13 protein-coding genes are annotated in these 23130 nt (G+C 57.5%); all 13 read left to right on the top strand.

Going from position 1 to position 23130, the window contains the following annotated elements:
• Positions 1-146 precede the first annotated feature (146 nt).
• A complete protein-coding gene (locus tag G547_RS20990) occupies positions 147-761 on the top strand; it encodes a chorismate--pyruvate lyase family protein (protein ID WP_051235249.1) in 615 nt (204 codons plus the stop codon).
• Positions 758-1654, top strand: a complete 897-nt coding sequence (ubiA, locus tag G547_RS0110680; RefSeq protein WP_051235247.1) for a 4-hydroxybenzoate octaprenyltransferase — start codon at positions 758-760, stop codon at positions 1652-1654. Before G547_RS20990 ends, ubiA begins: the two co-directional genes overlap by 4 nt.
• 149 nt (positions 1655-1803) lie before the next feature.
• On the top strand, positions 1804-2499 hold the full coding sequence (gene phoB / locus G547_RS0110675) for a phosphate regulon transcriptional regulator PhoB (RefSeq protein ID WP_027329853.1): 696 nt from the start codon (positions 1804-1806) through the stop codon (positions 2497-2499).
• Positions 2500-2591: 92 nt separating this feature from the next.
• Positions 2592-3884, top strand: coding sequence for a phosphate regulon sensor histidine kinase PhoR (gene phoR / locus G547_RS0110670; protein WP_027329852.1), 1293 nt, complete (start codon positions 2592-2594; stop codon positions 3882-3884).
• Positions 3885-3934: 50 nt separating this feature from the next.
• Entirely contained in the window at positions 3935-4747 is an 813-nt protein-coding gene (gene mutM, locus G547_RS0110665) for a bifunctional DNA-formamidopyrimidine glycosylase/DNA-(apurinic or apyrimidinic site) lyase (RefSeq protein WP_027329851.1), read from the top strand.
• Between the two features lie 96 nt (positions 4748-4843).
• Positions 4844-6022, top strand: coding sequence for an acetate/propionate family kinase (locus G547_RS0110660; protein WP_036188118.1), 1179 nt, complete (start codon positions 4844-4846; stop codon positions 6020-6022).
• Positions 6023-6043: 21 nt separating this feature from the next.
• Positions 6044-8179, top strand: a complete 2136-nt coding sequence (gene pta / locus G547_RS0110655) for a phosphate acetyltransferase (RefSeq protein ID WP_027329849.1) — start codon at positions 6044-6046, stop codon at positions 8177-8179.
• Between the two features lie 226 nt (positions 8180-8405).
• Positions 8406-9932, top strand: coding sequence for a hypothetical protein (locus G547_RS23665; RefSeq protein WP_051235245.1), 1527 nt, complete (start codon positions 8406-8408; stop codon positions 9930-9932).
• Entirely contained in the window at positions 9922-10254 is a 333-nt protein-coding gene (locus G547_RS0110645; protein WP_051235243.1) for a hypothetical protein, read from the top strand. The genes G547_RS23665 and G547_RS0110645 overlap by 11 nt, the downstream gene beginning before the upstream one ends.
• A gap of 181 nt (positions 10255-10435) precedes the next feature.
• On the top strand, positions 10436-12466 hold the full coding sequence (locus G547_RS0110640) for a hypothetical protein (RefSeq protein ID WP_027329846.1): 2031 nt from the start codon (positions 10436-10438) through the stop codon (positions 12464-12466).
• Positions 12467-12539: 73 nt separating this feature from the next.
• Complete coding sequence (locus tag G547_RS22670) at positions 12540-13598, top strand: two-partner secretion domain-containing protein (RefSeq protein WP_051235241.1); 1059 nt, start codon at positions 12540-12542, stop codon at positions 13596-13598.
• Positions 13599-13729: 131 nt separating this feature from the next.
• Entirely contained in the window at positions 13730-15733 is a 2004-nt protein-coding gene (locus G547_RS0110630; protein WP_027329845.1) for a hypothetical protein, read from the top strand.
• Positions 15734-15819: 86 nt separating this feature from the next.
• A partial coding sequence (locus G547_RS0110625; RefSeq protein ID WP_027329844.1) for a two-partner secretion domain-containing protein occupies positions 15820-23130 on the top strand: 7311 nt, incomplete at its 3' end.

The raw sequence follows: 23130 nt of genomic DNA, 5'->3' as shown, positions 1-23130 counted from the left end.
GGCCAAAAGGAGCCATTAAAGCAACCCGGGGCGGTTGGGTAAAGCCGCTTGCCGATGGCCTGCATCGGGAAAGGAAGCTGTTAGAATAGCGGCCCTCGGTGCCTGAGAGTCGTCGGCACCCGGTTTCGAGCCCCAGAGGAGGTGTTTTGACTCAGGACCAACCGCTGCTTCAAGCCCTGCATCGAGCATCCAGCGGCGGTGAAACCGCCCGCTTTCCGGACCGGCGTGAGCCGCGCTGGCACTGGGCGGGAGCCCGCTCCCCCGCGCCCTGGCCGGCCGCGCTGGGGCCCTGGCTGTTGGACCAGGGCTCCCTGACCGCCGCGCTCAGGGCGCGCAGCCAGGGCCGGTTCCGCGTCCAGGTTCTGTCTCAGGGGCTGGCCCGCCCCTATCAGACCGAGGGCCGGGTTCTGGGAATGGCCTCCGGTCGCTGGGCGCTGGTGCGCGAAGTGGTGCTCTGGGGGTGTGATGAGCCATGGGTGTTCGCCCGCAGCCTGTTGCCCATCAGCAGTCTGAAAGGGCGCCTGCGCCAACTGCGCCTGCTGGATACCCGGCCTCTGGGTGGCTTCCTGTTTCGCCAGCCGGATCTGGAGCGCGAGCCCCTGGAAGTGGCTGAGCTCAGTCCACGCTGTGGCTATGTGCCCGAGGCCCTCCAGGGTGGCAGGCCCCTGTGGGGCAGGCGCTCGGTATTCCGGCTGGATCGTCGCCCGCTGCTGGTCAGCGAGGTGTTTTTGCCCGATTTCGTACAACGGTTGAACCCATGAGCCCCAAGTCTTCAGTGTCCCGTTCTTCGATCGACTGGCGCAACCGGCTCTCCGCCTATTGGCGGCTGACCCGGATGAACCGCCCTATCGGCACCCTGCTGTTGCTGTGGCCCACGCTGTGGGCGCTATGGCTGGCGGCCGGGGGGATTCCCGACTGGGACTTGCTGATCATCTTTATTCTGGGCGTATTTGTCATGCGCTCGGCCGGCTGCGTGATCAACGACTATGCCGACCGTCATCTCGATGGTCACGTCAAACGCACCCAGGCCCGCCCCATGGCCACCGGGGAGGTCAGCGAGCGGGAAGCCTTGACCCTGTTCGTCGCCCTGTGTCTGGTGGCGTTCGGGTTGGTGCTGCTCACCGACCGGTTCACGGTCTTGCTGTCCTTGGGCGCCGTTGCGCTCGCCTTCTGCTACCCCTTTATGAAGCGCTACACCCACTTGCCCCAGGTGGTGTTGGGGGCGGCGTTTGGCTGGGCCATTCCCATGGCCTTCTCGGCCCAGCGGGGCTCCCTGGGCACCGATGTGTGGCTGGTGTACACCGCCGCGATACTCTGGACCGTGGTGTATGACACCCTCTACGCCATAGTGGACCGGGACGACGACCTGAAAATCGGCATCAAATCCACGGCGGTGCTGTTCGGCGATATGGACCGGGTGATGATCGGCGTGCTCCAGGCGTTGACGCTCTACGCGCTGCTGATGGTGGGAGGGCGTTTTGAGCTGGGGCTCTGGTATCACCTGGGGCTGGCGGTGGCTGCGGGGCTCTTCGTTTACCATCAATATCTGATTCGTTACCGCGAACGGGCCCCCTGCTTTAAGGCCTTCTTGAACAACAACTGGGTAGGCTTCGCCGTCTTTGTGGGCATCGTCCTTGACCTCGCTTTGTCATAATTCTTTGGTTCATTCCGCCTGAATTCCGCTTTTGTCATAATTGTGTAACACTGAGTTTATTAAATACGCTGGCGCAAAGGTTGATTCTCAGCCTTGGGACGTCGGCGTTTTGCCTCGTCCCGATCGACGACTGATGACAGGCAGGTATTATGGCAGGGCGCAGGATTCTGATAGTTGACGACGAGGCCGCGATCCGCGATATGTTGCGAGTCGCGCTGGAAATGGCCGATTACGAATGCATTGAGGCCAGCAATGCCCAGGAAGCACTGGAGCTGACCGTCGACGAGCGACCCGATCTGGTTTTGCTGGACTGGATGATGCCCGGCACCAGCGGCATCGAGCTGGCCCGCCGACTCAAACGCGAGGAGTCGACGGCGGAAGTGCCCATCATCATGCTCACCGCCAAGGGCGAGGAAGACAACAAAGTCCAGGGCCTGGAGGTCGGGGCCGATGACTACATCACCAAACCCTTCTCCCCCCGTGAGCTGGTGGCACGCCTCAAAGCGGTATTGCGTCGGGCCGACCCACAGGTCAACGGTAATCCCATCCGGGTACAGGGGCTGTGCCTGGACCCGGGAAGTCACCGGGTCACCATCAACAACCGCCCGGTGGATATGGGGCCGACGGAATATCGCCTGCTGGAGTTCTTCCTAACCCACCAGGAAAGAGCCTATACTCGAAGCCAGCTGTTGGACCACGTCTGGGGCGGCAATGTTTATGTGGAAGAGCGCACGGTGGATGTTCATATCCGTCGGCTGCGCAAAGCTCTCGCCGTGGATGATCACGAAAATCTGGTGCAGACCGTTCGCGGAACCGGCTACCGGTTTTCCGTCCAGGCGGGCTGAAAACCCGTGCCCGGCATTGCAGGCCGGTAGGGGCACGAATTCGTTTTTAGGCGCGGGGTCGGCACACCGACGCCGCAAAGAGGCCGGTTATTTTGCTTCGTGGGTTTAGCGTCGAACTCCGACGTTTGCTGATTCTGCTTTCCGTTTGTGCGCTGGTCGGGCTTTGGTTCGACCACGTCGTCTGGGCGTTACTGGCCGGCAGCGGCCTTTATGTCGCCTGGATGGTCTGGCAGATTCGCCGTCTCAACAAATGGCTGTTGCACATGAACGACGAGCCCCCGCCGGAGTCCAGCGGCATCTGGGGCGACCTGTTCGACAACATCTACCACCTCCAGCGCCGACAAATGCAGGAAAAAAACAGCCTGCAGGCGGTCATCAACCGGGTCCAGGAAACCAGCTCCGCCCTGCGCGACGGGGTGATCGTTCTCGACTGGCGCGGCTGCCTCGACTGGTGGAACCCATCGGCCCAACGCCTGCTCGGCTTCCATAGTAGTGATCAAGGCAAGTCGGTCATCAACTTCATCCGCCACCCGCGCTTCGTGAATTATTTTGAAGAGGGCAACTACGGTGAACCGCTGGAAATTCCCTCGCCCCGTTTCACCGCCAAACAGCTGCAGTTCCAGATCACCCGCTTTGGTCGCAACGAGCGTTTGATCGTGGTGCGCGACGTGACCCAGCTGCACAAGCTGGAGCAGATGCGCCAGGACTTCGTCGCCAACGTCAGCCACGAATTGCGCACCCCGCTCACCGTCATCAGCGGCTACCTGGAAACCCTGTCCGACAGCGGCGCCGACTTGAGTCCGCCGTGGAAGCGGGCACTCAACCAGATGCAACAGCAATCCAAACGGATGTCGCTGCTGATCAATGACCTGATCACCCTCTCCAGGCTCGAAACCACCGAGTCCGGCTACAACCACAAACCGGTCAAGCTGGAGCCGTTGCTGTTAAGCATCAAGTCGGAAGCCCAGGCACTCAGCGGCGAAAAAAATCAGGAGATCACTTTGGAGTGCGAATCCAAAGAATTGGAGTTGCTGGGTAGTGAAAAGGAGTTGCACAGTGCGTTTTCAAACCTGGTCACCAACGCGGTCAAGTACACCCCTGCTGATGGCAAAATCGCCATGCGTCTGTGGCAGGCTCACGGCCAGGTTTTCTTTTCGGTCCGTGACAACGGCCCGGGTTTTGACAGTAAGCATATCCCGCACCTGACCCAGCGCTTCTACCGCGTCGAACAAAGCCGCAACAGCGGCACCGGCGGCACGGGGCTGGGCCTGGCCATCGTCAAACACGTCCTCCTCCGCCACGACGGCGAACTCCAGATCAGCAGCGAGATGGGCGTAGGTAGCATCTTCACCTGCGTCTTCACCCAGACGCCCTCAGATAAGTAACGCTTCCATGATATAGTTCGGGCTCAGCAACACAGGCCCCAAAACCCCCTATGCCCGAACTACCCGAAGTCGAAACCACCCGGCGCGGTATCGCCCCCCACATCGAACGCCGCAAAGTCACCGGAGTCGACATCCGCCAGCCCAGCCTGCGCTGGCCCATCCCCGACACCCTGACCGACACCATCCTCGGGCGACAATTGCTCGACATCCAGCGCCGTGGGAAATATCTTCTTCTGCGGTTCGGTAACGGCAATTTATTGATACACCTCGGCATGTCCGGCAGCCTGCGCATCGTCAAGCCCGAGGAACCGCCGCGCTTTCACGACCACGTCGACATTGCCTTCGGCAACACCATTCTGCGCTACTACGACCCGCGCCGCTTCGGCTGCATGCTCTGGGTCGAGGGGGACCCGCTCGCGCATTCGCTCTTGGCGCATCTGGGGCCGGAGCCACTCAGCGAGGCATTCACCGCGGAATACCTGTTCAAACGCAGCCGCAAACGCACCGCCCCCATCAAACAGTTCCTGATGGACAGCAAAACCGTGGTCGGGGTGGGCAACATCTACGCGAACGAAGCCCTCTATTTGTCCGGCATTAAACCGATTCGAAAAGCCGGCACCGTGACCCGTAAGCAGTACGAACTGTTGGTGGACAATATCCGCTTTGTGCTACAGCGCTCCATCGAACAGGGCGGCACCACCTTGCGGGACTTTGTTGGCAGCGATGGCCAGCCCGGCTATTTTAAACAGCAGCTGATGGTTTACGGTCGGGGCACACTGCCCTGCAAGCAATGCGGCAAAGCGCTCAAGGAAATCCGCATGAACAACCGCACCACGGTGTATTGCGTGGACTGTCAGCGTTAAGCGGGTGGTAGCCCGGCGTACCCCTTTTGTATTGATTCACCTTCCCCGCCCCCACAAGCTACACTGGGAGCTGACGTGGTTTTATCGGAGTCGTTCATGATTCATTCCCCTGTCCTGGTCATCAACTCAGGCAGTTCGTCGCTCAAATTCTCGGTATTCGATATGCAGTCCGGCCGCGAGGTCCTCTCCGGGCTGGCCGAGCGTTTGGAGGCGCCCGACGCCCTGCTGAGCTGGCGCGGCGAGGGGGAAAAGCAGCGCCGCAAGATCCCCGACCAGGGGCACGAAGGAGCGCTGCGTGAAGTGCACGCCCTGCTCGATAGCATGGGAGCCCCGGTCGCCATCGGTCATCGTGTGGTGCACGGGGGCGAGGCGTTTTCCGGGTCGGTGGTCATTGACGAGGGCGTGATCGAGGGGATCGACCGCTGCGCCAGCCTGGCGCCCCTGCACAACCCGGCGAACCTGCTCGGCATTCGCGCCATGCAGCGCTTGTACCCGAGTACCCCTCAAGTGGCGGTGTTCGATACCGCCTTTCACCAGACGCTCGCGCCGGAAGCCTATCTGTACCCCGTGCCCATTCGCCTCTATCGGGAGCAGGGTGTGCGCCGCTACGGGTTTCACGGCACCAGCCATCAGTATGTGGCGGGGGAAGCCGTGCGCCGCCTCGAGCTGGACCCGGACGATCACGGCCTGATCACCGCGCACCTGGGCAATGGCTGCAGCGCCACGGCGGTTCGCAACGGCTGCTCGGTGGACACCACCATGGGCATGACGCCCCTGGAAGGGCTGGTCATGGGCACCCGCAGCGGGGATGTCGACCCGGGCCTGCACGAGTTTCTGGCCGAGCGGCTGGGTCTGACGCTGAGCGAAATTACGGCTATGCTGAACCGGGAGAGTGGCCTGTTGGGGCTCTCGGAGCTGTCCAACGACATGCGCACCCTCGCCGACGCGGCGGCGTCGGGCAACGACAACGCCCAGCGGGCGATTGATGTCTTCTGCTTCCGGCTCGCCCGTCATATTGGCGCTCTGGCCGCGAGCCTCACGCGTGTCGATGCACTGGTCTTTACCGGCGGCATCGGGGAAAACGCCGTGCCGGTGCGCGAGCAGGTACTCAAGCATCTGCCATTGTTCGGGTTCGAGTGCGACGCCGACCTGAACCGCCACCACGGTGACGACCTGGGCCGGATTACCACCCCCGGTTCGCCAGCGGCATTGGTCATACCCACCCGCGAGGAATGGGTCATCGCCAACGACGCCTATCGACTGACACACCACTGAACGCAAGCGGAGTAAACGGCTGTGCAACACACCTTTTTCATCACCGCCACCAGCGCCGGCACCGGCCTGACGTCTGTGTCCCTCGGGCTGGTTCGGGCCCTGGACCAACTGGGGGTGAAGGTCGCCTTCTGCAAACCCATTGCCCAGCGTTCGGGCAACGATCGTGGCCCGGAACGCTCCACCCATATGGCCCAGTCCACACTGGGTTTAAGGCCGGCCGAACCCTTGCGGCTGGTCGATGCCCAGCAGAAACTCGCCCAGGGCAAGGCCGACGCCTTCATGGAGGATGTGATTCAGGTCTACCAGCAATCCGCCGGTGAGGCGGAAGTGGTGATTGTCGAGGGGCTGGTGCCGCTCGCGGACAACAACTACATCGACCGCCTCAACCAGGAAATGGCCAAAGCGCTGGACGCGGACATCATTCTTGTGGCCGCGAAAAACGCCGACAGCACCGCGCAACTTAACGAGCGCATCAAGATGTCGGCCAGCCTGTTTGGCGGCTTCGGCAACCCCCGGTTGCTCGGCTGTGTGCTCAACAAAGTGGGCGCGCCGGACCTGGAAAACCAACAGGTTCTCGCGGACGAAGAGCCCAACGACGATGCGCCGGTCGACATTGGCCTTGAGCGGGTCATCGCCTCCTTGCCGGTTTTCTCTCAAGACCGGTTTCGTTGCCTGGGTGCGGTTCGCTGGCACCCACACCTGGTCGCCCCGCGCACGCGGGACGTGTGCGATTACCTGAACGCGGAGGTGTTGAACGAAGGGCAACTGCTGGAGCGCCGCGTCCAGAACATTACCGTCTGCGCCCGCACCATGAAAAACATGCTGCAGACCCTGAAAGCCGGCACCCTGGTCGTGATTCCCGGCGACCGGGAAGACATCCTGGTCGCCAGCTGCATGGCGGCACTCAACGGCGTGCCGCTGGCGGGCGTTCTGCTCACCGGCAGCATCCTGCCCGACCCCCAAGTCATGACCTTGTGCCAGGCAGCGCTCAAAACCGGCCTGCCCGTCATGCTCGTCGGCGGCAACACCTTCAAGGTGGCACAGCAGCTCAACAACATGAACACCGAAGTGCCGCCCGACGACGTCGAGCGGATCAACAACGTCATGGATGCCGCCGCCGCGGACCTGGATGCCCGCTGGCTGATTGAACGCACCCAAGTGAAGTTGGAGAAACGGCTCTCGCCCCCGGCGTTTCGTTATCAGTTGGTGCAGCGCGCCCGGGCTGGCGGAAAGCGCATTGTCTTGCCGGAAGGGGATGAACCGCGCACGGTTCAGGCCGCCGCCCTGTGTCACCAGAAAAAAATTGCCCATTGCGTGCTCATCGGCAAACCCGATGACATCCACAGCGTGGCCGCCAGCCACAACGTCACCCTGCCGGACGATGTGGAAATCATTGACCCGGAAACCGTCCGCGCCCGCTACGTGGCCCCCATGGTCGCGCTGCGCAAACACAAAGGCCTGACCGAACCCATGGCCGAGGCCATGCTCGAAGACACCGTTGTGCTCGCCACCATGATGCTCGCCCAGGGCGATGTGGATGGCCTCGTCTCCGGCGCCGTTCACACCACCGCCAACACCATTCGCCCCGCACTGCAGCTGATCAAAACCAAACCGGACGCCGCACTGGTCTCCTCCATTTTTTTTATGCTACTGCCGGAACAGCCGGTCATTTATGGCGACTGCGCCGTCAACCCGGACCCCAACGCCGAAGAGCTGGCCGACATTGCCATCCAGTCCGGCGACTCCGCCATCGCCTTCGGCATCGACCCGCGCATCGCCATGATCAGCTACTCCACCGGCAAGTCCGGCTCCGGCAGCGACGTGGAAAAAGTCCGCGAAGCCACCCGCCTGGCCCAGGAAAAACGCCCGGACCTGGTCATCGACGGCCCTCTGCAATACGACGCGGCGAGCGTCCCGTCCGTCGCCAAAAGCAAGGCCCCGGACAGCCCGGTGGCGGGCAAGGCCAACGTGTTTATTTTCCCGGACCTGAACACCGGCAACACCACCTACAAGGCCGTACAGCGTAGCGCCAACCTCGTCAGCATCGGCCCCATGCTGCAGGGCTTGCGCAAGCCGGTGAACGATCTGTCTCGGGGTGCGTCTGTGGATGATATTCTGTACACCATTGCACTGACCGCCATTCAGGCCAGTGTTTGAATGGAGGCGCACATTGAGTTTTCCCAATTGGAAGGTGGGTCACATTGCCCTCGGCGACGGGACGACATAATATTGCGCTAATTCAACGCGAGTGACATGGAACCACAAGGAGTGATAGTCATGGGCCTATTTAGACATCTTATTTCAAAGCTTTCTTACCTCTATATAGCGCTTTCCCCTTCCGGGCTTCAGGCTCAGTGCGGTTTTCCAATTCAGGGGTGACCGCATGACCCAAGTAGGGGAAGGCGTCGCCGCCGGCGCCGGCAAGGACCCAAAAGGCTTCGAACTCGACGACAACCACTGGCTCGAACTCGACTACCTCTACCAAAACGGTACTCCGCTCTATGGCACCTATCGGGCCACCGACAGCGAGGGCATGGAGTGGAATGGCCGCCTGAACGATCAGGGCCAGGTCTGCCTGGCCGGCTTACCTGACGGCAAGGTTCAGGTGGACTTGCTGCCCGAAACCAGTAATGAAAAGGCTCTTGAAGCCACTCGCCAAGCCATCCAGGAGGTGCTGGACCAGATCATCGCGGACCAAAAAGCGGAGGCTGAGGAATACGAGCGGGACCTGGAAAACCTCGGTGGCCCCCGTCGGGTCTACCAACATATCCATAAAGTCGGCGACTCCGTCTGGAACGCCGCGCTAGGGGTGGTCGAACTGGCCGAAACCGCCACCCACAAGCTCATCGAAATCTCCAATTTTCTACACCCGGTCAACTTACTCGGTGACCAATTCAAAGCCGCCTATAAAAGCTATCAGGACGGAGAGCTCACACGGGAGCAGTGGTACGACAGCATCAACCAGAACCTCAAGGAAGAACACCAGAAAGACCTCGCCCGCATTTTCGGCATCGAGCCCGATGATCTGAGCAAGGAACGGCTCAAGGAACTGATGGCGCTCATCGCGGAAGCCTACGACATTGCCGCTTTCATTGTCGATGACGATAAAACCCAGGCAATGCTCAAGCAGTTTGTCAAAGAGATGGCCGCCACCCAGCACAGCATGGAGTGGGCCGGGTTCGCCGGCGCCGTTGTGTTCGAGCTGGTGCTGGCGGCACTGCTGGCCGTGTTCACCGGCGGCATCGGCACCGCTGCTCAGGCCAGCACCAAGTTGCACCACACCGCCGAAATGCGCAAACTGGCGCCGCTGTTCCGTAAGCTGTCCGAGCAGCTAAAAAACAAGAAGCTCAACAAGCAACTGGAAGTACCGGTGGATACCCCGACCACCACAAAGACGGATCAGCCTGATATTATTGAGCTAAAATCGAAGGTCCCCAATGAGTCAAACAGAAGCCGGAAGGCGGAAGCTGCGAGCGGCCTTGATGATATTTTCCAAAAGATACCGGAGTCAGATTACCTGGCAATTAAAGGCCGATCGGTCCACAACGTTGAATCCGAGACGCTGGTTCTGGGGAAATACCGGCCTACGGTAGAGAACGGTGTAGAAGATTGGAGCATTCCTGGCCCTGATTCTTACGTCGCGATAGCGAAAAGAGATGCCGCTACATATTTTGATCTCGGTGGTGAATGGGAATCTGTAACGTCTGAATATGGTTTATCTGATGATGAGATGTTTAGGGCATTCAATATCCCAGTGCTGGATGACACAGTACGTTCTGGAAAGCAGATAAAGTTTACACACGATCCTAGAATGAATGGTGGGTTCCTTCAGCAAGAGTGGGAGTACCTTCAAAGTACCTATGGGTACAAGAGACTGAAAGAAATTGATGGAGTCTGGTATGCGAAGTAATGACTTGGAAGATCTTATAATTGATAAATTGGATAACTATTTTAATGGAGCTGTGAAAGACTATGTCATTAAAGAGTCAACAGACACTCCATTTTTACAGTTGGTTATTGAAATGACCCTCTACAACTACTACGTGGTTAGGGTTGCGGTCGAAAAAAATACGATTTTCTTCTCCATTGTCCAGTCCGGGTTTCAGCTGCCTTTATTCAAGGCTCCTTTATCCGAGAACGAATTAGAGACCTCTCCTGTTGAGCTGGATAGAGAAATTAGGCTGAGAATTCCAGATAAATATTTGCAAGCAAAGGGATGGCAAATGGTGTAGCGCTCCCTTGGGAAGTGGAGGAAGCTGGCGACAATAGGTAGCCTCACTAAGTCCGTTTGATCTAAGTTTCGAAGGATAATGCGCCAATTAATAAACAGATCACACTTTCTGGAGCGAGAGTGTGGCACAATTCGGCGCTAACCGAATTTACCACTGACATGGAACACAAGGAGTGCACGTCATGCCCCTGCCTATGTTGCGCCAACTTACCCTGGCCTCATTGATTACCCTCGGACTGACCGCCTGTGGCGGGAGTGATAGCGGTCCCAATCCACCTGCCGCCAGCTCCAGTGCCGGGCAGCCCTCCAGCAGCGTGGCTTCAAGCTCCAGTGTTGGACAGTCCTCCAGCGCCGCCGTGTCCAGCTCAAGCGCCCCGGCGGATGTGGAGCCCGCCGAGTTCTCCTTTGAGCCGCAGACCGACGTTGAACGTGGTGCCACCGTTACCAGCAACGCCATCACGGTCAGCGAAATCGATGCGGCCACAACCATCGGTATCGCCGGTGGCGCTTATGCCGTCAATGGCGGGGACTACACACAGGGCGAAGGAACGGTGGAGAGCGGCGACAGCGTCACCGTCCAGCTGACCGCCCCAGAGGGCTTCGCCACTGAAGCCTCCGCCACTCTGACCATCGGGGGTGTAAGTGGTACCTTTACCGTGACCACGGAAGAGCGCGACACCACCCCGGATACCTTCAGCTTTGCGCCCCAGACTGACATCGAAGTGGGCGCTAAAAAGGTTGTCAGTAACAGCGTAACCATTACCGGTATCAACTCTTCGCTGCCGGTACGCGTAACCGGTGGTGAGTATCAAATCAACGATCAAGCCTTCACCTCGGCCGAAGGGCAGCTGGTCGGCGGTGACCAATTGACCTTGAGGGGCAATGCACCGGAAGCGCCCGAGAGTACCCATGAGGTGGTGGTTTATGTCGGTGAAACAGCCGGGACCTTTGCCATTACGACGGTGGCGGATGTGGAGCCGCCAACGGTTGAAGTGATATTTCCCACCCCGACGACGGCCACTGAAGGCGATGCGATTGCGATCCGCGGTGTGGCGAATGATGAGATCAGCTCAGTTCGCTCGGTCACCTTGAGCGTGAGCCAGGGTGATGGTGCCAGTGCCACTGAGTCGGTCGCGAACACTGACAATGGCTTTGAGCAATGGACGGCCGAAGTAAGCCTTTCCTCTGGTGAGAACATAATTTCCATCACCGCCGAAGATGAGCATGGCAATGTGACCGAAGAGGCGGTCAGGCTGTCGGTAACACGCCAGCCGTTTGTCGAGGCGTTCCCTGCGGATCAGGAATTCGACGTCCTTGATGGCTCATTTGATGTGGTTGTTGACGAAAAACGGGCCGCAGTCTACGTGGCGAACGGCTCGGGGAGAAACATCGTAAGCATTGACCTGAAAACTGCCACCCCTTCTGTACTGCTCGATACGGTTGGGGAAGCGTTGCTAGGAATACCTAGAGCACTGGCTTTGAGTGAGACAAATGATCGACTGCTCGTGGGAACCGAGCTGCTAGGAAACACCGAGCATCGCGACAGCCTAGTCGGCTATGACTTGGAAAATGACGTTGCAGAAGTGATTAGCAGCAATATTTTTCCAAGTGAAGAAGAGCCAAGCTTGTATGTCATCTCTGCAACCGTGTTTAATCCAAAAAACCCCAATGAAGCGTTTATCGTAGATGGGTCAAGTCGCACTATCATAAGCAGAGTCGATTTAGAGGCTGGCCATAGAGCATATGTGTCAAGCGATGAAGAGCCAGGAGATAGCTTGGGTACGGTTATGTCTATGTTGGTTGATGGGCCGAATAATGCTCTCTTGGTTCCGCGACCTGCTGGAATATACAGTGTTAGCCTTGAAACAGGCGAGCGTACCCCGTTTATGGTGGAAAACTCTCCAGAAGGGACGCCCCAATTGTGGATATTTGCAATGGCGACCGACGACATAAAAGAACGTATCTTCATAAGCAATTTCTACTCAAAAGAAATTTGGGATATAGACGTTAGAACTAAGACCTACAGCGTAGTATCCGGTAGTGAAATTCGCGAAAATACCAATCCCCTTGGCGTGATGAGAGGGATGGCAGTAGCCAAAAATGGCCAATTGTTGTTTGGACTCGACAGCGAATCGACGGCAGTATGGGTGGTAGACTCCCAAACAGGCGAGCGTGTAATACTCGCCAAGCCAGAGGGCGATCTGCCCAACTAGGTTATTCCAGCTCAGCAAATAATACACTGCTAATGGCCCACCGCCTACACGGCGGGCCATGCAAGGAGGTAGCATGACCCGCCGCACCTATTCCCCTCGTAACGTCTTCCCATCGGCTGCTTTTCGCAAGCGCCTGTTGCCCGCTGCTATTGTGGCGGCCGGACAGCTGATAGCTCCCCCCATTGCATTGGCTGGTCCGGAAGGCGGTAATGTCGTGGCTGGTTCTGGTTCGATCACCAAGAGCGAAAAGCAGACTACGATTACTCAACGCTCGGACCGCCTGATCGCGGAATGGGACAGTTTCGATCTGGCAGTTGATGAGGTGGTTACCTACTTGCAGCCAGGGCGCGATGCGGTGGCGTTGAACCGAATACTGTCGAATTCGGCCTCCAATATTCGGGGCCGCATCAACGCGAATGGTCATGTGGTGTTGATCAACCCGCGTGGCATTGTGTTCGGCGAGAGCGCGCAAGTGAATGTGGGTGGCATCATTGCGAGTGGTTTGGATATCAACGATGAAGACTTCTTGAATGGCGATTTTGTATTCTCCGAGGTGGCGAATACAGAGGGGAAAGTGATTAACCAGGGAATGATCACGGCGGCCACCGGTGGCAATGTTGTGCTGCAGGGTAAAAGTGTCAAAAACGAGGGTTTGATCACCGCGCACCTGGGTTCGGTGAATCTCGCCAGTGGCCTCGAAAGCGTGGTTACCTTTGATGAGGCCGGACTTATTGGGGTGCGTGTAACTCGCTCCCAGCTTCAGGGGGAAAGTGAAGATGGGAGCATTGTTGGCGGTTCGGGGCAGATTACTGCCGAGCAGAAGCGAACGCTGATCGAGCAGTACTCGGACCGTATTGCCATCGATTGGGAAAGCTTTGACCTGGACGCGGATGAGGTAGTGAGCTTCCTGCAGCCGGGGCGGGATTCAGTGGCGCTCAATCGCATACTGGGTAACTCCGCGTCGGATATTCGGGGGCAAATCAATGCCAATGGCCATGTGGTGCTGGTGAACCCCAGAGGGATCGTTTTTGGCGAGAGCGCCCAGGTGAACGTGGGCGGTATGTTGGCCAGCGGCCTGGATATCGGCGGATCGGTTAGTTTGTTAGGGAAACACGACATAAAAGAGCTGTAAGGCGCCAACCTCTAAAATTTGAAGGATAATGCGCCAACTAATAAACAGATCACACTTTCTGGAGCGAGAGTGTGGCACAATTCGGCGCTAACCGAATTTACCACTGACATGGAACACAAGGAGTGCAAGTCATGCCCCTGCCTATGTTGCGCCAACTCACCCTGGCCTCATTGATTACCCTCGGACTGACCGCCTGTGGCGGGAGTGATAGCGGTCCCAATCCACCTGCCGCCAGCTCCAGTGCCGGGCAGCCCTCCAGCAGCGTGGCTTCAAGCTCCAGTGTTGGACAGTCCTCCAGCGCCGCTGCGTCCAGCTCAAGCGCCCCGGCGGATGTGGAGCCCGCCGAGTTCTCCTTTGAGCCGCAGACCGGTGTTGAACGTGGTGCCACCGTCACCAGCAACGCCATCACCGTCAGCGAAATCGATGCGGCCACAACCATCGGTATCGCCGGTGGCGCTTATGCCGTCAATGGCGGGGACTACACACAGGGCGAAGGAACGGTGGAGAGCGGCGACAGCGTCACCGTCCAGCTGACCGCCCCAGAGGGCTTCGCCACCGAAGCTTCCGTCACCCTGACCATCGGGGGTGTGAGCGGCACCTTTACGGTGACCACACAGGAACGAGACACCACCCCGGATACCTTCAGCTTCGCGCCCTTGAACGATCAGGAACCGGAAGCCGAGGTCACCAGTGGTACCGTCACCATTACCGGCATCAACGACGCAGCGACCATCTCGGTTGAGAACGGCCTCTATGCCATCGACGGCGGCGACTTTACCGCCGAGGCCGGCGAGGTTCAGGAAAACCAGAGTATCGCCTTGCAAACCACCGTCCCGGCCGGTGCTGGCGCCACCCGAGAAGTGACTCTCACCGTGGGCGGTGTGGCCGGTGTGTGGACCGTCAGCACGCCAGAGGACACCGAACCGCCCGAGGCGGAATTTGTGTTTCCGACACCGATGACGGCGACCGAGGCCGATACCGTGATTGTGCGGGGTACCGCCACGGACACGCTCAGCACCGTTACCCGAGTGACGTTGCAAGTCACTAACGACAACGGTACTAACGACTTGGACTTGGAAAGCGAAGATGACTTCGCGACTTGGCAAAAAACGGTAACTCTGGCCGATGGGGACAACACCATTACTCTCACTGCCGAGGACGAGTTTGGGAATGTGCTGTCGGATGGTGGAAGCGTGACGGTGGTGCGACAGGCTATCGAGAAGTCCTTTCCGGATGCCGATCTCCCCATCGAGGGTCCGCTGAAGTTGGTCTACGACGAGGAGCGTGAGCGGGTGCTGTTTGGAGGGATCACTAATACCGTAATTTACTCGGTCGATATTAATACGGGTAAGCGGTCAGCTTTTTTTACACAGGATATGGCTCCCGAGTTGGATATCATCGAACACGCAGAAGGGCTCGAGATTACCCCGGGAGGGGGAGAGCTGTTGGTTTTGTTGGATAGATTGAAAAGCGAAGGGCCCGGAGTGCTGCGTATTGACCTGGACACCAAAGAGTACGAGGTGTTGCTGACCCGCGATAGCCAGCCGGAGGATCAACCTAAGGTAACACGGCCTACCAGTCTCCGTCTGGATCCGACCAACAGTGATCGAGCCTTCATGTTGGACGAAGGCATGGACTCAATGGTTTCGCTTGATTTGACCTCAGGGGTCAGAACTCTTGTCTCTAATGATGATTTCTCCGGGCCGGTAATGGACACTCCCGACGATCTGTTGATCAATGCGGACAATGACCGAGCTCTGGTGGTGGATGCCCATGAAACCTTATATTGGGTGGATTTGGCGAGCGGTGATCGGACCTTGTTATTTTCGGAAGGAACGCCGAATGACACGCCAAGATTCTACCTTTCATCAGCTATAGCCACTGACAATATCGAGCAACGAGTGCTTGGGGTGGACTGGATAAGCCACGCGCTTTGGTCCATTGATACGGAAACTGGCGCGTATGAGGTAATTTCAGGTCCGAGTCTACCGCATGCTTACAATGAGCTAATTAATTTCACCGGCATGGATTTGTCGAACGACAACGAATACCTTATTGGTGTGGATGCCAATCAAGAAGGCTTGTTCGTCATTGATATAAAAACCGGCGAACGCGTGATTCTTAGTAAAAACTAAATACTGGGCCCCGCTCAAGGGCCCTGCTCCAGCTTCTTATTCATTAAGACCGTAAAAACCCATCGCTTTCTCAGGAGCCGGCAACGATGCCTAACAACTTGACCAGGGACCGTCTTCCTCTCGCTCGTCGCTTTCGCCCCCGTTTGCTATCCGTCGCTATTGTGGCGGCCGGTCAGGCGCTGTATTCATTACCGTCCATGGCTGGCCCGGAGGGCGGTCAAGTCACCGGCGGTAATGGCACCATTGAGTACAACGGCAAAGTCACCACCATTGAGCAGTTAAGTGATCGGCTGGCGGTAGATTGGGACAGCTTTGATGTCAGTGCCGATGAGGTGGTTAATTTCCTGCAGCCGGGCGCGCAGTCCATTGCTCTGAACCGCATTCTGAGTCACAACGGGTCGGAGATTCTGGGGCAAATCAATGCCAATGGCCGAGTGGTCCTGGTTAATCCACGTGGCATCGTCTTTGGCGAGGGCGCTCAGGTAAATGTGGGCGGTATGCTGGCCAGTGGGCTGGATATCGGAGTGGACGAGTTTATGGCGGGAGACTTGACCTTCTCGGCACTGGAGGGTGTCGAGGGGCGGGTGGTCAACCGGGGAATTATACAGGCAGCGACCGGAGGCTCCGTCACCCTGTTGGGTAAACAGGTCAGGAACGAAGGATTGATTTCCGCCCGTCTGGGTTCGATTGCTCTGGCCGCTGGCAAAGAAGCGGTGGTGACCTTTGACCCGGACGGCCTCATGGGCGTGCGCGTTACCCGGGCCATGGTGGAGGACGAGCTGGGCGCCGAAGCGGCGCTGAGCAACAGCGGTACGCTGGAAGCTCAGGGGGGCCAAATCCTGCTCACCGCCAGCACCAGCCAGGAATTGTTCTCCCAGGCCGTCAACCGGGGCAACCAGGAGCAGGCGAATAGCGTGGTTGTCCACGAGGACGGCAGTTTTACGCTGGGCGCCGGAGCGGACGTGGTCAATACCGGTAACCTTGACGTGTCCAGTGGAGTTCAGTCAGCGGGCGAGATCGCCGTGCTGGGAGAGAATATTACCCATAGCGGTGAAGCTCACGCCAGTGGCACCAATCAAGCGGGCTCGGGACATATTGAATTTCACGCTCAGGATACCGCGCTGCTGACCGGAAACGCCGTGCTCGGCGCGAACAGCCAAGCCAGCCAGGGTGGCACCGTCAAAGTGCTGGGGCATAAGGTGGGGTTGATGGACCAGTCTCTGCTGGAAGCTTCCGGTGCGACCGGTGGTGGCGAGATCCTACTGGGCGGTGATTATAAAGGCGGTAATGTCGCCATTCGCAATGCCTGGCGCACCTATGTTGGGCCTGAAGCCAGCTTGACAGCCAATGCTCTGAAGGCAGGCGATGGCGGCCGCATTATCGTTTGGGCTGACGATATTACCCGTTATTACGGCAGTCTGGAGGGGAAGGGAAAAGGCGCTCTAAGTGAGGGCGGCTTTGCCGAGGTATCAGGTAAAAGGTTGCTAGACTTTGACGGTAACGCAAATCTCTCGGGCCTCGGACGGGCGGGAACGCTGTTGCTGGATCCTAGGGACATTTCTATTGTTGCAGGCCCTGCCGGCACCGAGGATGATAATAAGATCCCGGCGGAAAGTGGTGGTAATATCAAGATAGCATTCTCCGAGGACGTTGGAACTGGTGGAGATGCCACATTTACCTCGGGGAAAATAGGAGAGCTGCTCGAAGGGAAGGACAGCACTGACGGTACTAATGTAATTTTAGAAGCGACGCGGGATATTTTCGTAAAAGCTTCCATTAGTGCAGATAGCGCAAATAACCTGACGCTAAAAGCTGGCGATGATATTCAAGTGGGAAATAATATAGGTATAAGCTTAGGTGAAGGTGACTTAAGCTTTTACGCCGGAGTGGCGTGTGGTGAAAGTTGCAGCGCTGAAGACGGATTAGACGATACAGATAACAATTTAGCCGGCCGCAATATTGATATTCAAGGTCGGCTTGATACGACCGGTAACATGTTCCTAAGAGCTGCTGATAATGTCACCATAAATAAGGTGATCGGTGGCTCGGACTCTCCCTCCAGCGTTTCCATTCGCGCCGGCAACAATATCGAATTGAAAAATAGCGCTAATATTACGACCGCAACCGGATCGACGGGCGACGCCATCAGCATGGTCGCCGGTGACGGGCTTTTAACCGGCGATACTGTTTCAGCTGATCATCATTTTCAATTACAAGGTAGCGACTATAGCGAAGGGAACCTGGTCATCCGAGGGGAGCTGAGCAGCAACGGAGGAAACATTTCCCTAAATGCTCTTAGGAACGTAGAGTTGAGGGCAGACGCTAGTACTGGCGGCGGCAATTTTCAGGTAGGTGACTCTGCCGTTGAGGGTCTGAAGCCTGGCTCATTCTCCAATAATTACGCGGTTGGCACTGATAGTGATGGTAATTCCGTCTACGCTACCATCAGCACTGGGGATGGCGGCGCCAGTGCAGGTTCCATAGAAATCAATGCCGGCGGTAATGTAGACATCGGTGGGCTAGACCTAAGCCTTGACTGGAAAACCCTCGACGAGCTGGTGGATAGTGACGCTGATCATTCTGACTTCGAGACGGATCAAGCTAAGGGTGCCACCCAAGTCGGCTCGGTGACCATCGCCGCTGGTGGTAATGCCACGTTTCACGCGGACTGGGACTTTAACGACACCGGTCCCTTTGCCTCCAACGGGACTCGGGAGGGCGGCTGGATTGCCCCCCCCAAATTTGATGTGGATGCAGAGGGGAATATCACCTTCCAGGGTATCATTCACGATACTTTTGCCGACGGTCGCGATATCCTTGATTTTGATCTAAAGGCGGGCGGCACCATAACGGTGCAACAGGATGTGTTCACCAGTGGTGGAAACTTTACCGCCGAAGCGAACGCGTACAGTTTTCAGGGTGCCATCAATACTCGCAATGCCAACTTTGATAACAATGATGGCTCAGAGAGGACAGGGCTGGGACTGTGGGCCGAAAATGAAAGAGGGTCTGGTGCCTCCGAGGAGATTATTGATAGGCTTGGCTCATACTCGTCGTCGGGCGGTGACGTTAGCTTAACACTCACTGGCGATACTGCCTTGGTGCTCGGCGACATAACCACTCTCGCCACTTGCCAGATATCCCAGGAAGGTTGTTCCGGTAACCTGACCATTCAAAAAGATACCCAGAACAATAGTAACGGCGTTTCCCAAAATGAATTTGAGGGTGAACTTACGACCTTGGATGTAGGCGGATTGGCGACTCTGGATATTGGTTCTAGCGACGCCGATCTGGTCTCCCTTAGCAACGAGTTCGCCGGTGGAGTTGCGCTTACGGCGGCCGGAACGGTAACGCTTAAATCGGGATCTGACCTTACTGTTACATCGCCGGTTGGCAGCTCCGGCAGTCCTGTCCAGCAACTCAATATTGAGAATGAAGGATCCGTTACATTCGAGCATGGTGATGAGCTCTATGCCGGTGGTTTAAGCGTTGACTACGTGGGATCAGTAGAGAGCGTTCTAACGTTTCTTGACGGCACCAATCACTGGACCGTCACTGGCGAAAAATCGGGGCATATCACAACCGCCAGCATCCAGAACGTCGATGGTCAGAATCCTGCATTCACCTTCTCCGGCTTTACGGATTTGGCCGGCGGGGCTGGAAACGACATCTTCACGCTGAACGCCGGAGTGAATTTCCTGGGTTCCATTGATGGCGGCCTTAACGAGCAAGCGGCCAATGGTGACTTTGATCGGCTAATCGTCAACGCTGATACTTCTTTAACGTGGCGCTTGGATGCCGGTGGTGACGCGGCGGTCACCGAAGGTTCAGCTGATCGGTTGGGTGATTTTGGCAACTTTGAACACCTTGTCGGAAGTGGCTCGGACACGTTCCATGGCCGGAACCAGAGTACGAGCTGGACAAGGGAGAGCAAGACCTTAGAGGGTGAAAGTTCAGCACAGTCGGTGTGGACGTTGGAGGAAACCGGTGGGGAGGCGATACACGACCTGACGTTTGAGGGAGTGAGCCACCTGATCGGTGGTAGCGAAAGCGATGACTTTACCATCAATACAGGCGAGGCCTTTATTGGCACATTGGACGGTGGTGAAGGCACCGATACCTTGACCGTTGAAGCCAATAGCGATTCCTTCTCGGTCTGGCATTTGGTGCATGACGGTGGCGCCCCAGCGGTTGTCGATGGCACCGTTGACCCCGAAGTTGTCCGGCTTTCGGCATTCGAAGGGATGGAGACGCTGAATGGGAGTGGGAGTGACACTCTGCATGGCCGGGATGAAAGAACCTATTGGACCCAAACTGGTGGTGCTCGGTGGGCTCTTTCAAAGAACGAAGACGCCGACTCTTATATCGAATTGTCGGGGATGACCCAGCTGGTCGGCGGCAGTGGAAACGATCACTTTGTCGCGCAGAATAACCACGATAGCCGATTAGTACTTCTGGGGGGCGAGGGTACCAATACCCTGGACCTTTCTGGCCTGACGTCCAACACACTGGTGCAGGTGGAATCCACAAGGAGTGAGCAGGAAGATGTCGCTGCCTCCAACTGGCTGATTTCAGGCATCACTGAGCTGACTGGCGTTGAAGGTGAATACGTTACCACCTTGCGTATTCCCTCTTATGACACCCAGTGGACCATCAATGACGAAGACGCGGGCTTTGTGGCGCAGGAAGTGCTTGCCTCAGACGAAACCCCTGTGTTCGCTTATACCTTGAATTTTTCCGGCGTAGATACCCTGGTCGGCGGCGCGGACGGGGATACGTTTACCTTCCTCCGTGGCAGTGACGGTAACGGCGCCCTGACGGGAGGTATTGACGGCGGTACGGGAGCCAACCAGTTGGTGGCGGGCAACGTCGATAATATCTGGTCCTATGAGGAACCCGGGAGTGAGGGTGATCGGGTAGCAACTTTGAGCGAAGGCGTTGACCGGAATACCGCCACGACATACCTGAATCAATTTTCCAACATACAGATGTTCAAAGGCGGCACCGGTAACGATCAGGTTTTTCTGTCCGGTGCCGTCTCGTTGACGGAAGTTGACGGGGGTGACAGTGGGTCCAACGCCTTGGCGGTGGAGGATGGCACCAATATCTGGACGCTTGATGGGGCATTTTCGGGGCATGTTGGCGACGGTAAGGTTTCGTCTTTTCTGAATATTCAATCCTTGATCGGCAGCGGTGACGATACCTTGAAGGGCCGTGTTCAGGATAACGACTGGGTACTAAGTGGGCCCAAGGCAGGAGGCGTCGAATGGTGGAACCCAGACGACGACAGCGCGGTCGCCACGGACAAAATGACGTTTGATGGCATGAGCACCCTCGAAGGCCGCAGTGGCTCTGACCGCTTTACTCTGGAGCAAGGCGCTATCTTTGAAGGAAGCCTTGTCGGAACGACAACTGAAGAGACGAGCGCGGAAGGCTCCGAAGATTCTCTGTTGGTTGAGCACGGCTCCAATGCCTGGACTCTGACAGAGCTGCAGGCCGGTTCCGTCGCGGACAGCTCAAACTCGGACCTAACACGTATCGCCTCCTTCTCCGGTATTCAGACACTTGTCGGCAGCGATGACGATAGCCTGACGGCTCCAGAGGGAGAGACGAATTACAGCTGGCAAGGTGTTTCCGGCACTCAGTGGACGGTTACGAACACCGAAACGGACGAGATTCTGACATTCTCCGGAATGAGTTCGCTTTTCGGTAGCGAGGGCAATGATACCTTTGCGCCGACCAGCACCACCAGTGCGTTGCGAGTCGATGGCGGTGGGGCCGGTACCGATACGTTGAACCTGGCCGACATGGCCAACCAAACGGTAGTCGTAGGAGAAAGTACGGAAAGCGCAGAGTGGAAGGCAAGCAACCTGACGGATCTGACCGGTAGCACTGGCACCACCACGTTGAAAGTGACATCGGGCCATAACAGGTGGTTGGTTGATGGTGGTTTTGAAGGTCAAGTCTCGGCGGAAAGCGTTCAACCAGATGGAGCCCCCTCTCCACTGTCTTCAGCGCTGAACTTTACCGGGGTGACCCATCTTATTGGGGGTAGCGGAGAGGACAGCTTTACCGTACAGACCGGAACGACCATTACTCATATTGAGGGCGGCGGGGGCTCCGACGAGGTAGCCGTTCAAAGCAACGTAGGGGACACCGTCGAATGGACTCTGAACGCGGATAATAGCGGCGGGCCCATTAACCGTGACCCACAGGGCGATGACCCCGAGGAGCCCGGTTACGCCGTGGTGGAAAGCTTCGCCCAGATCGAAAACGTTACCGGTGGTGAGGGCAACGATCAATTTTTGGTCGTCGGTGATGTTACGTTTGACGGTCTTGTTAATGGTGCTGGCGGCGACACCAATACCTTAAATTTGTCGGGTTGGATCAACGGTGAAAACCCTCTAAGTATTGGTTTTGGTACCGAGGAGGAAACCTGGAACATTGCCGGTATCAATAGCTTAACAGGCAGCGGTGCGGACGCGTCCCTGTTAATGGCGTACGGTACCAACACCTGGACCATTACGGACGAGAATGCTGGAAGTATTGAGCACAGTATTTCCGGTGCTCCCGACGATCCGGATGCGTCCGAGGCGTTGTTTTCCGGCACGGTGACGTTCAGCGGTTTCGGTAACCTGAACGGTGGCAGTGGAGAGGATACTTTTATCCTCGAGGCGGTGGAGCCCGACGTGGCCAACGATGTTGCAGGTTCCATTACCGGCACTATCGACGGTGGCGGCGGTTCCAATAACACCCTGGCCGTAATCGGCGGTGATAACACCTGGAACCTGGATCATAGCGCAGAGGGCGTGTATGGAATTGAACGCGACGACGCCTCCCGTCTAACAGCGTTCAGTAATATCCAAGCGCTCAACGGATCGGGCTCGGACGTGCTTAAGGGTAAGAATGAAACCACCTATTGGAGCTCCGAGACAACAGGCACATGGAATTTATCCACCTCTGAGCGGAATAGTGACCGGTACCTGACGCTCACAGGTATGAATCACTTGATCGGCGGTAGCGCTGGTGACACCTTCACCCTGCACGCCGGTACCGGTTTTAACGGCACCCTTGATGGAGGCAGCGCCCCTGTCAAAGACACTCTGACGATCAATAGCAACAGCGGTGATGCCGCCAACACCTGGCGACTGAGTCCCGCGAGCGGTGAGCCGGCGGTTTCCCAGGGTGAGACGGTTCGCGTCAAGAGCTTTGCGAACCTGGAAACCCTGAACGGCTCAGGTGCGGACACCTTCTACGGACGGGATCAGGCCACCACCTGGACCTTGAACAGCGGTGCCACTCTCGAGACCAACGAGTGGACCTTGGCCGACGGCACGGACACCCTGACGCTGACCGGCATGGCGGCGCTGATGGGCGGCAGTGCCGCCGACACCTTC

It is taken from the genome of Marinimicrobium agarilyticum DSM 16975, assembly GCF_000423345.1.
Classification (GTDB): Bacteria; Pseudomonadota; Gammaproteobacteria; order Pseudomonadales; family Cellvibrionaceae; genus Marinimicrobium; species Marinimicrobium agarilyticum.
This window is presented reverse-complemented; position numbering and strand designations above follow the sequence as displayed.